At 34.2% G+C, this 13,419-nt stretch carries 14 protein-coding genes and 1 other RNA gene; 13 read left to right on the top strand and 2 right to left on the bottom strand.

The window, feature by feature from the left end:
- The first annotated feature begins 173 nt into the window (after positions 1-173).
- The 8 genes from BU038_RS02335 to BU038_RS02300 all read left to right on the top strand — a co-directional run bounded on the left by BU038_RS02335 (position 174) and on the right by BU038_RS02300 (position 8,555).
- Positions 174-512, top strand: coding sequence for a DUF1798 family protein (locus tag BU038_RS02335; RefSeq protein WP_107604634.1), 339 nt, complete (start codon positions 174-176; stop codon positions 510-512).
- Positions 505-1,068 (top strand): DUF1273 domain-containing protein, encoded by a 564-nt coding sequence (locus BU038_RS02330; RefSeq protein ID WP_107604633.1) that lies wholly within the window; start codon positions 505-507, stop codon positions 1,066-1,068. Before BU038_RS02335 ends, BU038_RS02330 begins: the two co-directional genes overlap by 8 nt.
- Positions 1,069-1,080: 12 nt before the next feature.
- Complete coding sequence (gene gpsB, locus BU038_RS02325) at positions 1,081-1,410, top strand: cell division regulator GpsB (protein ID WP_107604632.1); 330 nt, start codon at positions 1,081-1,083, stop codon at positions 1,408-1,410.
- A 95-nt stretch (positions 1,411-1,505) separates the two neighbouring features.
- An RNA gene (gene rnpB / locus BU038_RS02320) (RNase P RNA component class B) lies at positions 1,506-1,887 on the top strand.
- Positions 1,888-2,023: 136 nt separating this feature from the next.
- Complete coding sequence (locus BU038_RS02315; RefSeq protein WP_002480950.1) at positions 2,024-3,148, top strand: THUMP domain-containing class I SAM-dependent RNA methyltransferase; 1,125 nt, start codon at positions 2,024-2,026, stop codon at positions 3,146-3,148.
- 27 nt (positions 3,149-3,175) lie between these two features.
- Positions 3,176-4,072 carry an EamA family transporter RarD gene (gene rarD / locus BU038_RS02310; protein WP_107604631.1) on the top strand — a complete coding sequence of 299 codons (897 nt, stop codon included), beginning with the start codon at positions 3,176-3,178 and terminating at the stop codon, positions 4,070-4,072.
- A 135-nt stretch (positions 4,073-4,207) separates the two neighbouring features.
- Positions 4,208-7,648 (top strand): dynamin family protein, encoded by a 3,441-nt coding sequence (locus BU038_RS02305; RefSeq protein ID WP_107604630.1) that lies wholly within the window; start codon positions 4,208-4,210, stop codon positions 7,646-7,648.
- Positions 7,649-7,667: 19 nt separating this feature from the next.
- Positions 7,668-8,555 (top strand): 5'-3' exonuclease, encoded by an 888-nt coding sequence (locus BU038_RS02300; RefSeq protein ID WP_107604629.1) that lies wholly within the window; start codon positions 7,668-7,670, stop codon positions 8,553-8,555.
- A 65-nt stretch (positions 8,556-8,620) separates the two neighbouring features.
- On the opposite strand, the gene BU038_RS02295 is transcribed toward BU038_RS02300, so the two are convergent.
- Together BU038_RS02295 and BU038_RS02290 are read right to left on the bottom strand one after the other, a co-directional pair.
- Positions 8,621-9,013 carry a ribonuclease HI family protein gene (locus BU038_RS02295; RefSeq protein ID WP_107604628.1) on the bottom strand — a complete coding sequence of 131 codons (393 nt, stop codon included), beginning with the start codon at positions 9,011-9,013 and terminating at the stop codon, positions 8,621-8,623.
- Positions 9,014-9,060: 47 nt separating this feature from the next.
- Entirely contained in the window at positions 9,061-9,768 is a 708-nt protein-coding gene (locus tag BU038_RS02290; RefSeq protein WP_107604627.1) for a queuosine precursor transporter, read from the bottom strand.
- A gap of 204 nt (positions 9,769-9,972) precedes the next feature.
- On the opposite strand from BU038_RS02290, the gene BU038_RS02285 reads away from it, so the two are divergent.
- From BU038_RS02285 to BU038_RS02265, 5 genes are all read left to right on the top strand, one after another.
- Positions 9,973-10,167 carry a zinc-finger domain-containing protein gene (locus BU038_RS02285; protein ID WP_107604626.1) on the top strand — a complete coding sequence of 65 codons (195 nt, stop codon included), beginning with the start codon at positions 9,973-9,975 and terminating at the stop codon, positions 10,165-10,167.
- A gap of 15 nt (positions 10,168-10,182) precedes the next feature.
- The gene (locus BU038_RS02280; protein WP_107604625.1) at positions 10,183-11,301 is read left to right on the top strand and encodes a conserved virulence factor C family protein; all 1,119 of its coding nucleotides are present in this window, start codon (positions 10,183-10,185) and stop codon (positions 11,299-11,301) included.
- Positions 11,302-11,391: 90 nt separating this feature from the next.
- Positions 11,392-11,826: a bacilliredoxin BrxA gene (gene brxA, locus BU038_RS02275; RefSeq protein ID WP_107604624.1), complete on the top strand. Its 435-nt coding sequence runs from the start codon at positions 11,392-11,394 to the stop codon at positions 11,824-11,826.
- A gap of 122 nt (positions 11,827-11,948) precedes the next feature.
- Positions 11,949-12,902: a thymidylate synthase gene (locus BU038_RS02270; RefSeq protein ID WP_107604623.1), complete on the top strand. Its 954-nt coding sequence runs from the start codon at positions 11,949-11,951 to the stop codon at positions 12,900-12,902.
- Between the two features lie 33 nt (positions 12,903-12,935).
- Positions 12,936-13,415 carry a dihydrofolate reductase gene (locus BU038_RS02265; protein WP_107604622.1) on the top strand — a complete coding sequence of 160 codons (480 nt, stop codon included), beginning with the start codon at positions 12,936-12,938 and terminating at the stop codon, positions 13,413-13,415.
- Positions 13,416-13,419 lie beyond the last annotated feature (4 nt).

Below are 13,419 nucleotides of genomic sequence, written 5' to 3'. Positions count from 1 at the left end.
AAACCTTCCTTAAGTATTTACGCAAATATTGGTTTGTGTATATGTCACTTATTTTAACGTTAATCTAGCTATTTAACAATATTGAACCCTTTTAACATAGGGATTTAAAGGTTTTTTGAAATGACGTGCCGAAAAATATATGATAATTTAATTGTGAGGGAGGCGGAATGTGATTGTATACCATTATCTCAACATTATTAGAACAAACCTTTATTATGAAACAAAGATATGAAGAAGCAAGAGAAGGTAAGGCTTTTGAATTTAAAGATGATGTGATGCCTTTTGCCTATTATATTGATGAATTGTTGAACCAGTTGGATGGTCATGCAGAAAATATCGTTGCGCTTCCATACATGAATCAGTTGAAATATCAAATGCTCAAAGAAAATTTAGAGCGACTTTCTGTAGAGTGTCATTATGCTTCAGCAAGCCGGAAGCTCTTTATGGATAAACTAAAAAGTGTAAACTATGACTTAAACTATATAAAGGAAAGTGAAACGCAATATGGTTAAAACGGCATATGTAACCGGCTATAAATCATATGAATTAAATATTTTTAAAGATGATGCACCTGAAGTAAAATACCTTAAATTATTTTTAAAAAATAAATTGCAAAATCTGGTTGAGGAAGGTTTAGAATGGGTATTGATACAAGGACAATTAGGAATTGAAATGTGGACAGCTGAAGTGGTGCTTGATTTACAACAAGAGTATCCTGAATTAAAACTCGGTGTGATTACACCGTTCCAAAATCATACTGAACGTTGGAATGAACAAAATCAGTTGAAATACCAACAAATTATTGAAGGTGCTGATTTTCATGATTCCGTACATCATGCACCGTATGAAGGTCCTTTTCAATTCAAACAAACAGATCAATTTATCCTAGACCATACTGATATGACTGTTTTAATCTATGATGAGGAACAAGAAGCAAGTCCAAAGTTCTTCAAGCGGATGTTAGTTGATTTTGCAGAACAAACAAACTATACTTATGATGTTGTAACGTTTGATGAAATCAATACATTCATCAGTGATATACAGTGGTCTGAAGAAAGTTTCGAATGAGGTGGAGAAAAAATGGCAGATGTATCTTTAAAATTATCAGCAAAAGATATTTATGAGAAAGACTTCGAAAAAACCCTTGCACGTGGATATAGAAGGGAAGAAGTAGATGCATTTTTAGATGACATCATCGCAGACTATCAGAAAATGGCAGACATGAATAATGAAGTAATTAAATTAAATGAAGAAAATCATAAGTTAAAAAAAGAACTTGAAGAGTTACGTTTACGTGTAGCAACTTCTAGACCACAAGAAAACAAAAGTTTTTCTTCAAACACAAATTCTAGTAATGTAGATATGCTTAAACGTATCTCTAACTTGGAAAAAGCAGTATTTGGAAAATAGTTATATTTAGTCTATGGTTCGAAATCTGAAAAGTTGTGCTTTTTCGGATTGGCTTTACCATAGGCAAAGAACCATGCTATAATTTTAAGAAGTGATATTTCGGGTAATCGCTATAGCAATATAGAGGAAAGTCCATGCTCACACAATCTGAGATGATTGTAGTGTTCGTGCTTGATGAAACAATAAGTCAAGGCTAATAGACGGCAGTGAAATAATCTAAGTCATTCAGATATGATTAAAGTAGCTTGAAAGTGCCACAGTGACGGAGCCTTTACAGAAATGTAAAGGGTGGAACGCGGTAAACCCCTCGAGTGAGCAATCCAAATTTGGTAGGAGCACTTATTTAGCGGAATTCAACGTATAAATGAGGGAATGAGTGTGCGTAAATACTTATTCCAGACAGATGGTTACCACCGGCGTACGAGTGACTACTAGTGCACGTTATCAGTACTAAGGTACAGAACATGGCTTATAGAAATATCCTCACTAGTTCAGCTCTCCAGATTGGAGAGCTTTTTTATTTGATTTCTCACTTACTACACATATATTACCGCTTCAAAATTTGCTACAATAATATAGTAAATCAACAAAAATAGAAGGAAGGTCAACGCATATGTATCAATTATTAGCCGTATGTCCAATGGGTCTTGAAGCTGTCGTTGCAAAAGAAGTTAATGCATTAGGCTACGAAACAACAGTGGAAAACGGAAGAATTTTCTTCGAAGGCGATGAAACTGCGATTGCTAAAAGTAATCTATGGTTGCGTACTGCTGACAGAGTCCGCCTAGTAATGGGACGTTTTAAAGCAACAACATTTGAAGAATTATTCGAACAAACTAAAGCATTACCTTGGGAAACAATCATTACAGAAGATGGGAACTTCCCAGTACAAGGCCGAAGTGTCAAATCTACGCTTCACAGTGTGCCTGATGTTCAAGCAATTGTGAAAAAAGCAATTGTTGAACGCTTAAAAGATGCTTACGCTCATAAAGGGTGGTTAGACGAAACAGGAAGTAAATACCCTTTAGAGGTAGCAATTCATAAAGATGAAGTACTGTTAACAATTGATACTTCTGGTTCAGGTTTGAACAAACGCGGATACAGACTCGCACAAGGTGAAGCACCGATTAAAGAAACATTGGCTGCTGCACTTATCCGCTTAGCTAACTGGGATGGCAATACACCATTAATCGATCCATTCTGCGGTTCAGGAACAATCGCAATTGAGGCATGCTTAATTGCGCAAAACATTGCACCTGGCTTTAACCGTTCATTCGTTTCAGAACAATGGGATATTATGCCAGATGATTTATACGAACAATTACGTGATGAAGCTGATCAACAAGCTGATTACGATAAAGAAGTTGAAGTTTATGCTTATGATATTGATCCTGAAATGGTAGACATTGCGATACGCAATGCCGAAGAAGTAGGTTTGAGTGAAGTGATTCAATTTGGAGTTAAAGATGTCAATACTTTAGATATCCATACGGATCAACCTATCGCATTAATCGGTAACCCACCATATGGTGAGCGTATCGGTGATAGAGAAGAAGTTGAAGAAATGTATCGCTACCTAGGTAAGTTAATGCGTCAGCATAAAAATTTATCAGAGTACATTTTAACAAGTAATAAAGAATTTGAATTCTTAACACAACAAAAAGCAACAAAACGTAGAAAGCTCTTCAATGGTTATATTGAATGTACGTATTATCAATATTGGGCTAAGAAAAAGTAAATAGATTGAAAAATTGGGGTGACTAGGATGAATCAAGAATTTAAACGCGGCATAGTATACTCCATGATTGCCTATATCCTTTGGGGAACGTTGCCAATTTATTGGTCGTTGCTCAATGATATCAGTCCGTTTGAAATTCTCGCTTATCGTATTATTTTATCCATGATTTTTATGGTTATATTAATCATGGCTATGGGGAAAAGTTCACAATTTGTGAGTGGTGTAAAATCTTTAACAACGAAACAACTATGGGCTATTATTATAGCCGGCTATATTATTACAATTAACTGGGGCACATTTATTTGGGCAGTTAATAATAATCACGTACTCCAAGCGAGTTTAGGTTATTATATTAATCCGCTTGTCAGTATTTTACTTGCGATGATTTTTATGAAAGAAAAATTCAATAAGTTGGAATGGTTAGCCATTCTGCTAGCATTCATCGGTGTAGTTTATATGACATTGAAAATTGGAGAGTTTCCGATTGTATCGATTATCTTAGCTGTGTCATTCGGATTTTATGGTTTGCTTAAGAAAATCGTACCGATTGATGCTTTAAGCAGTATTACATTTGAATGTATTGTTACAACACCAGCTGCTGTGATTTATATTATATATTTATGGTTCTCACATCAAACAACTATTGGTATTAATGTACCAACATTCTGGTTGTTGTTCTCAGGGGCTATTACAGCAATTCCATTAATTTCATTCTCAGCAGGTGCAAGACGTATTCCTTTATCATTAATGGGATTCATTCAATATATAGGTCCGACATTAATTTTCATTTTAGGTATCTTTATTTATAAAGAACCTTTTGATACAAATCAATTTGTTACCTTTATCTTTATTTGGGCTGGAATTATCGTTTACAGCTTATCTCGCTACTTACAAATTAAGCGTGCGAATAATCCAGGTCTTTAACTTTAAGATGCATTTGACTAAAAAACAGTCAGATGCATCTTTTTTATTATGCATGTCGTCAGTTTTAATCCTTTAGAGTAAAGCGCTTTTAGTATACAATTAAATCAATGTTATTTATAAAGGGGTACATAATCTATGACGAGTAACAACCAATTAGATATTTTATATAAATTAAAAAAAGAAGTCGAAAAATCTAATCATCAAGACTTAGTCCATATTATCAATCAAGTGATTAAAAAAGTTTATTTAGATCAATATACATTAACCTTTGTCGGTCACTTTTCAGCAGGCAAATCAACGTTAATCAACTTACTGCTTGAACAAGAAATCTTACCAAGTTCACCTGTGCCGACAACTAGCAACACAGCAATTGTCAGTGTAGCTGATAAAAATGAAATTATCGCTAACTTAGAAGGTCAAAAGTATACACGCTTAAGTAATTATGATGAAGTTAAACAATTAAACAGACAAAATGGGGATGTAGAGTCTGTAGAAATTCGTTTCGAATCTGATAAATTCAACAAAGGGTTTACCTTGCAAGATACACCAGGTGTAGACTCTAATGTTGCATTGCACCAAGCATCAACAGAACAATTTATGTTTACCAGCAATATTGTTTTCTATACGGTAGATTATAATCATGTTCAATCGGCAATGAATTTCCAATTTATGAAACGTTTAAATCATGCAGGTATTCCAGTCGTTTTTGTGATCAATCAAATTGATAAACATAATGATGAAGAACTTTCATTTGAAGCTTTCAAACAAAATATTGAACACGCGGTAGATGAGTGGGACTTAGAATTGTTAAAAACATTTTATGTTTCTAAGTATGACCATCCAGAAAATCAAATTAATGCACTCTCTGATTTCTTAATCCAACAAGATACACATCGTGAGTCGATGGATGATTATATTGAAAGAATTACGCAATTCATTACTGATGATCAAAAATCATATATTCAAGCTGAAATGCAGGATATATTGGCAAATTTAGATATAGATGCCTCGCAGTTTGATCAAGCTTATTTAAACTTCCAACAGAATCAATCTGTAAGTGAAGAAGCACAGTTGTTAAATGATCCTGATAAGCTCTATAAATACTTAAATTACCAACGTAAAAATATTTTGGAAAATGCGTATTTAATGCCGCATGAAATGCGTGAAAAAATTCGTCTTTATCTAGAAAGCCAAGTTAAAACATTCAAAGTCGGCGGATTCTTTAACAAGAAAAAGAAAACTGAAGAAGCTAGGGAAGAAAGACTGCAAAATGTCATGGCAGCCTTACAAGATATTGTGAACCAACAAATCAGACAACCTATGCGAGAGGACATGTCATTCTTAACTCGCTTCATCAACCAAACAGACGTCAACCAATCGATTTTAAACCAACATTATGAAATTCCATCATCTTTAGTCACTGATTTATACCAAGAACAGATGAGCATCAGTAATGCTTATGTATTAAACTTTTGCGACGACGTCGTTAAAGCAATTCATCGCTTTATAAAAAAAGAATCTGAACCACTCTTAAAACGCGCCATTGAAAATGCTGAAACACAACATGTCGATGATGAAGAAGAGACAGATCAAAACGATTATGAAAAATACATTGAATTGCGCAAGTTGCGTGAATCACTAGTTACTAGAAACTACCAACATTATTATATTCATTTAGATGATTCATTAGATAAATTGATCGATCGTACAGAAATCACTTATACAAAAGAAGAATTAGAAACACCAAAAAAACAACTGAATCAAACGAAACAAAAAACTGAACTAAAATCAGATATCGATGTTGATACAATTAAACAAGGTATTGATATAATTGACCCTGTACCTTTATTTGAACAAACTAAAGCAGATTTAAAAGCAGCTATCGACCGCATGGATCAACAAATCGTTAAAATTGGTGTCTTTGGTACATTCAGTGCTGGTAAAAGCAGCTTGATTAATGCTTTACTAGGTGATAATTATTTAGTAAGTTCACCTAATCCTACAACAGCAGCAACAACAGAACTTTCATACGGTGATTCAAGTGCAATTACTTTGAAACAAGCACCTCAATTACTCGCGGAATTAAATCAATTAGTCGAATCTCAAAAATTCCACTTTGATAGTTTAGAAGATTTCAAAGCAACAGACACAACAGAATTAAAACATTCATTGAAAAAAGAACAACTTGCTTTTGTCAATGCAGTTAAAGAACAATTGGATTTATATCAAAATATGATCAAAGATGGCTATCAACATGACATTAGTCAAGATGAAGTGAAAAAATGGAGTGCACAAGATGAGTATGCAGCATTCGTAGAAACTGTTCATTTAAACTTACCGATAGAGTGGTTGAAAAACAAAATTATTGTAGACTCATTAGGTCTATATTCAAACAACCAACGTCACTCAAATGAAACAGAAAAAATATTAACATCATCTGACTTAATTTTATATGTCAGTTACTTCAACCATTCATTCACTGATAATGACAAAGCATTTATTGAATATATGAAAGAGATGAATCAACTGAATGAAAATCAAACATTCAAAATGATTATTAACGCAGTAGATTTAGCAGAATCCACAGAAGACTTGGAAGCTGTTGAAGATTACGTCAGCGATGCATTACAACAAGTCAACATGCCTGCTGATATCTATAGTGTATCGAGTCGACGTGCGTTAAAAGAAGGCGATGAAGGCTTAACGAAACTGAAAGAAAGCCTGGATTACTTTGCTGAAGTCGAATCTAAAGTTGTCTTACAGCAACAAATGAAAGCGCAACTTGAACAAATCAGTGCGTCTTACACGCAAATGTCAGAAGACTATCAAAATAACCGTGAAGAAATGGAGACGCGTCAACAAGAAGTTAGAAAGATTGAACAAAAAGGTGCGATTCCTAATACAACTTTAAAAACATCTAAACAACATGCTTATAATGAAGTTGAAGACCAAGTGTATCATTTAAATGAACGCTTAAAAATTCAATTATTTGATGAAGTGCGCACAGTATTTAATGGTCAAATGACTAAAAATAAAGACTTTGATGCTGAAAAACGTGATGCAGTTAAAACGTATCTCGAACAAGTTCACGGCAGATTATATATGGAACAAACGTTAATAGCTGAACGAATTAAAAAATTCTTTAATAAACAGCTCGAAGATCAATTGGCGCCTGTTGTGAAGCAATTGAATCAATTGCACATTTTATTACAACCGCATTTTGATATTGAAATGGATAAAGACAAAATCACAACAATGCATATTGATTTTAATGAGATGTACGAGCATCTTCCAAAAAAATTAACGAAAAAGCGTTTATTGCAACTAAAAGCGCAAAAAGAATTACAAGAACAAATCACAATGGAAACTGTTGATTTACTGCAAAGCAATATTAACCAATTGAGACAAGAATTAGAACAACAAGTCTCATCTATGGGTAAAATCGCAGATCAACAATTAAATGAGATTTCAGATGAAATCCATGAACAAGCAAGCGCATTATTGAATGTGAAAATTGATAATAGCTTAATCCAACAAATTGATGCAGCAAATCGTCAATTAAAAGAAATTATATAACTTAGAAAGAGGAAGTATTATGACAAACAAAGTATTGCTCGTAGATGGAATGGCGTTATTATTTCGCCATTTCTATGCTACAAGCATTCATCACCAATTCATGAGAAATTCAAACGGCGTTCCTACTAATGGCGTACAAGGATTTGTTCGTCACATTTTTTCGGCGATTGATGATATTCAGCCAACACATATCGCAGTATGTTGGGATATGGGGAAACAAACGTTTCGTAATGAAATGTTTGCTGATTATAAACAACATAGACCTTCTCCGCCAGATGAATTAATACCGCAATTTGATTTAGTTCAGGATATTTCAAACGCACTTGGGTTTGTGAATATTGGTGTGAAAAATTACGAGGCCGATGATGTTATCGGAACGTTAAGCAGAAACCTTTCAGAAGATAACGAGGTTTATATCGTTACTGGAGATAAAGATATTTTACAATGTATTAATCCTAATGTTGAAGTTTGGCTGACTAAAAAAGGATTTAATATCTATAACCGTTATGACTTAACGCGTTATCAAGAAGAATATCAATTGCATCCGCTTCAACTTATCGACATCAAAGCATTTATGGGAGATACCGCTGATGGTTATCCAGGCGTTAAAGGTATTGGAGAAAAAACTGCACATAAATTAATTTTAAAATATCAATCAGTTGAAAATGTCATTAATCATATAGATGAACTGACACCTGGACAGCAAAAGAAAATCATCAGCCAATTAGATGATTTGAAACTTTCAAAACAACTTGCAGAAATTCACACGAATGTGCCACTAGATGTAACTGCATTATTCAATCAAATGCAATACCACTTGGATTTTATTGATATTTTCAACGTCTTGGATACACATGATTTAAGAGTTTCAAAGAAATTTATTGAAAGAGAATTTCTTCCATTTTAATGAAACATACAAAAGCGGGAGGGCGTTTCACAGTTACAATCTGTGAATACGTCCTCCCGCTTCTTTTATTTTAATTGCTGATATAGCGCTTGTTGCGCATGATGATTGGCTTCTTTATTTTGTGCTCTAGGAATCCAATCTATCAGACATAAATCAAAATCTTTCATTTTTTTAGCAGCTTCAACTAAATAACCTTTAAACTTCTCATTCTTAGCAAAACCTTTATCTAAACTATCAGTAATGAGTTTAGAATCTGTATATACCAAAGCAGTTGATACATTTAATTCTAACGCACAATCTAATGCAAAATTAAAGGCTTGCCATTCTGCTGAATGATTGTCAGTAGGTGCAATATCTTGTGTGAAAATTTGATGATTACTCTCTTCAATAATTGTTGCTGCGATAGATGCTGGTCCTGGATTACCTTTAACTGCTGCATCAAAAAATATTTTAGCCATACATCATTCCATCCTTAATCAAAATACTTTATTATCTATACCCTTAATCAGTAACCATCATCTTTTGATTGAATTTTACCTTTTCGGTACATTGATTTCGCCCAATAACCAAATGGCACATTAAAGATTGTAGCAAGCAGTTTTAAGAAATAAGTCGTAATAAAGATTTCAAAAACTGCACCTGCAGGTAACAACCCAATAAATGCGATTGCTACAAAAAGGGCAGTATCAATAATAGAACTTAATGTTGTACTCCCATATGCACGTATCGCAAAAGTACGATCTGATTTGAACACTTTTTTAATCGCATTGAAGATAAAGACATCAATGTGTTGCCCGATAATATAAGCAATAATCGAACCTAGCGCAATTCTTGGTACAATATTGAAAATTGTACTTAACGCTTTTTGTGCCATATCTTCAGGGGCAGGAATAAAATGCAGGGATAGCTGCATTAAAATAATCATTACTAATGAAGAACTAAATCCCATCCAAACTGCTCTCTTCGCAACTTTACGTCCATAGATGTCATTCAAAATATCTGTGGCCAAGTAGATAGACGCAAACATGACATTTCCTAACGTCGCAGAAATCGTAAAGATATCTACAGTTTTAATTACCTGTATGTTAGCAATCACTGTACCGATAGCCACCCAAGCAATTAAACCTTGTTTGCCAAATAATCGATACATTGTGACCATTAAAGTAAAGGTCACTAAAAAGGCGATAATACCTAATATTTCATTGTAAAACATAATTAACCTCCTAAATTTTGTTAATGCGGGTGTTTAGAAACCGCAACTCAACTCATATATTCTATAGAAATTGTGCTTTAAATGCAATGACCATTTAGTTAAATTAAGAAATTGGAGAGATGAAGTTAACCGTGTCGCATGATATAATGAGGCTAAATTAATAGTCCTTAAACCATTTAAGGTGTTATTAATTACGAAAAGGGAGTGACGATTATTTTTTCAAAATCTGAAAAAAGAGCGCTTGATTCCATTGATGATTTATTAAACACCTATTGTAAAAATTGTGAATTGAAAACATATAATCGTAAAACAAAAGGTAAAACACACGCACATCATTTTTGTATTTATGAATGTTCAGTAGGTAAACAAATCAAGCAATTTGGTAACGAACTACAATAATTGGGGGTTATGTTGATGGAAATCGTTCGTATAGAACCAACACCAAGTCCGAATACCATGAAAGTGGTTTTAAATAAGAAAAGAGAGGACAATCAATCCTCCACCTATACTAAAGTAAAAGATGGCCAGCCGGATTTTATCAATAGATTGTTAGAGGTAGAAGGCGTCAAATCTATTTTCCATGTCATTGATTTTCTTGCAGTTGATAAAGCACCAAAAGCAGATTGGGAAACTTTACTGCCTAATATTACCGCTGCACTCAGTAATGAGTCTGAAACTGAAGCAAATGAAGCACCAGCACCTGATGAACATTATGGTGAAATCAAAGCGGAAGTCCTTAAGTTCAAAGGTATTCCATATCAAATTAAACTCACTACTGCGAATGATGAACAACGAAGACAACTGCCAGATTATTTTGTGGATACAATGCTTGCTGCACAAAAAGATGACGACAACGTCGTATTTATGCGTAAGTGGGAAGATTTAGGTACGCGTTACGGTGAACTAGAAGAAGTTATGGATAATGTTGAAGAAGAACTTATCGCACTTTATCCTGAAAGTAAGTTAAATGAATTAGAAGAAGAAGCACTCAATACGGATATCGTTGTACCAACGACACATTATCAACATGTAACAGTTGATGAATTCAACGCAGCAGAAGATTGGAAAGCACAACTTAGAATGTTGAAATCTTTCCCGACACCTACTAAAGAAGATTATCCTTTAATTGAAGCTGCTTTAAATCATCCTAAAATCCCGATCCGTCGTGAAGCCATTGTGTTAGCAAGTATGGTAGAAGATGAATCTGTACTTCCATATATGTATCAAGGTTTACATGATAAAAACCCTGGTGTACGTCGTACGGCTGGCGATGGGCTAAGTGATTTAGGATTTAAAGAAGCATTACCAGAAATGGAAAAAGCTTTAGATGACCCACAAAAAATTGTGCGTTGGCGTGCTGCAATGTTTATATTTGATGAAGGCGGCGAAGCACAATTACCAGCTTTAAAAGCACATGAAAATGATGATGCTTACGAAGTGAAGCTGCAAATACAAATGGCAATTTCTCGTATTGAAAAAGGCGATGAAGCACTAGGTTCTGTTTGGAAACAAATTGCCAACCGTAATAAATAACCAGAAGTTGGATGAATCTGCAATTTAATTAGATTACATTTCTGATTATTTCATGTAAAATAAACTATAAATAAACAAGGAGTGTATATTATGAATCCGTATGAAGCATACATGCAAGAACTTGCACAAGGCATGCGTAGCGAGTTAACACAAAATGGTTTTGAAAGTTTAGAAACTGCAGATGCAGTTGATCAATATATGGATAATGTAGGTTCTGATGAAACTACATTCGTTGTAATTAATTCAGTATGTGGTTGTGCCGCTGGTCTAGCACGTCCTGCAGCTGTAGCAGTTGCTGAGCAAAATGATAAAAAACCTGACCATAAAGTAACAGTTTTTGCAGGTCAAGATAAAGAAGCCACACAAGAAATGAGAGAATTTATTCAACAAGTACCTTCAAGTCCTTCTTTCGCTTTATTTAAAGGTACAGAATTAAAACATTTTATGCCTCGTGAATATATTGAGGGACGCGATATTCAAGATATCTGCATGGATATCAAAGATATGTTTGATGAAAACTGTTAATCAATCATTTTGAATTGATTTCATAATCGAAGGTACGGGACAATATTTGATGGCTGACACAATCCATCAATTGTCCCATTTTTTATAATATGAGATACATATGAATTGAGGAGGAGATAGGTATGAATTCATTTGATGAAGCATATCATGACCTGTGCAAGGAAATACTAGCTATCGGCAATGAACGAGACGACCGTACACGCACTGGCACAATTTCAAAGTTCGGCCATCAATCACGCTATGACTTAAGTAAAGGTTTCCCATTATTAACAACTAAAAAGGTATTCTTTAAACTCATCGCGACTGAGTTGATATGGTTTATGAAAGGCGATACAAACATCAAATATTTACTACAATATAACAATAATATTTGGAATGAATGGGCATTTGAAAATTACGTTGAATCAGATGATTATCATGGTCCAGATATGACCAAGTTTGCGCATCGTGCATTACAAGATCCAGAATTTAATGAAGTTTATCAACAAGAAATGGAAAAATTTAAATCTCAAATCTTAAATGATGAAGATTTTGCGCAAAAGCACGGTAATTTAGGGAATGTATATGGTAAACAATGGCGAGACTGGGTTGGTGCAGACGGTGAACATTATGACCAACTTGCTACAGTCATTGAACAAATTAAAACACATCCAACATCAAGACGTCATATCGTGTCAGCATGGAATCCAGCAGAAATTGATACGATGGCTTTACCGCCTTGTCATACGATGTTCCAATTTTATGTCCAAGATGGCAAATTAAGCTGTCAACTCTATCAACGAAGTGCAGATGTCTTCTTAGGTGTTCCGTTTAATATCGCGAGTTACAGTTTATTAACACATTTAGTAGCAAAAGAATGTGGACTTGAAGTCGGCGAATTTGTGCATACGATTGGTGATGCGCATATCTATTCAAATCACGTTGATGCGGTTAAAAAACAATTAAGCCGTTCAAGTTACGAACCACCTCAATTAAAAATTAATTCAGATCGTTCTATTTTTGATATTCAATATGAAGACTTAGAGATTGTAAATTATCAATCACATCCAGGTATTAAAGCACCTATCGCAGTATAAATACACTTAGAATTTTTGAAAGGGGATAAGAATATGACGCTTTCTATTCTTGTTGCGCATGATCAAAACAGAGTAATCGGCAAAGATAATCAACTTCCTTGGCATTTGCCTAATGATTTAAAACATGTTAAAAAATTAAGCACTGGTAATACACTCGTAATGGGTCGTAAAACATACGAATCCATAGGAAAACCGTTGCCAAATCGACGCAATGTCGTATTAACACGTGATGAATCATTTCATCCAGAAGGTGTAGACGTGATACACAACTTTGATGATATTTATGATTTACCTGGCCACGTATTTATATTCGGCGGCCAAGCTTTATTTGAAGAATTTATCGATAAAGTGGATGATATGTATATCACCGTCATTGAAGATAAATATCAAGGCGATACGTTCTTCCCACCTTATACATTTGAAGATTGGGAAGTAGAATCTTCAGTAAAAGGAGAACAAGATGAACGAAATAAAATTCCACATACGTTCTTACATCTTGTTCGTAAGAAGTAATAGG

Origin of the sequence: Staphylococcus simulans (assembly GCF_003043455.1) — a bacterium.
Lineage (GTDB): Bacteria > Bacillota > Bacilli > Staphylococcales > Staphylococcaceae > Staphylococcus > Staphylococcus simulans_A.
Note: the sequence above shows the minus strand (reverse complement) of the source record. Positions and strands in the feature narration are given on the sequence as shown.

Excerpts from the sequence above, each read along its gene's own strand:
- BU038_RS02330 (WP_107604633.1), top strand. The coding sequence starts at position 505 with ATGGTTAAAACGGCATATGTAACCGGCTATAAATCATATGAATTAAAT.
- gpsB (WP_107604632.1), top strand. The coding sequence starts at position 1,081 with ATGGCAGATGTATCTTTAAAATTATCAGCAAAAGATATTTATGAGAAA.
- BU038_RS02315 (WP_002480950.1), top strand. The coding sequence starts at position 2,024 with ATGTATCAATTATTAGCCGTATGTCCAATGGGTCTTGAAGCTGTCGTT.
- rarD (WP_107604631.1), top strand. The coding sequence starts at position 3,176 with ATGAATCAAGAATTTAAACGCGGCATAGTATACTCCATGATTGCCTAT.
- BU038_RS02305 (WP_107604630.1), top strand. The coding sequence starts at position 4,208 with ATGACGAGTAACAACCAATTAGATATTTTATATAAATTAAAAAAAGAA.
- BU038_RS02300 (WP_107604629.1), top strand. The coding sequence starts at position 7,668 with ATGACAAACAAAGTATTGCTCGTAGATGGAATGGCGTTATTATTTCGC.
- BU038_RS02295 (WP_107604628.1), bottom strand. The coding sequence starts at position 9,013 with ATGGCTAAAATATTTTTTGATGCAGCAGTTAAAGGTAATCCAGGACCA.
- BU038_RS02290 (WP_107604627.1), bottom strand. The coding sequence starts at position 9,768 with ATGTTTTACAATGAAATATTAGGTATTATCGCCTTTTTAGTGACCTTT.
- BU038_RS02280 (WP_107604625.1), top strand. The coding sequence starts at position 10,183 with ATGGAAATCGTTCGTATAGAACCAACACCAAGTCCGAATACCATGAAA.
- brxA (WP_107604624.1), top strand. The coding sequence starts at position 11,392 with ATGAATCCGTATGAAGCATACATGCAAGAACTTGCACAAGGCATGCGT.
- BU038_RS02270 (WP_107604623.1), top strand. The coding sequence starts at position 11,949 with ATGAATTCATTTGATGAAGCATATCATGACCTGTGCAAGGAAATACTA.
- BU038_RS02265 (WP_107604622.1), top strand. The coding sequence starts at position 12,936 with ATGACGCTTTCTATTCTTGTTGCGCATGATCAAAACAGAGTAATCGGC.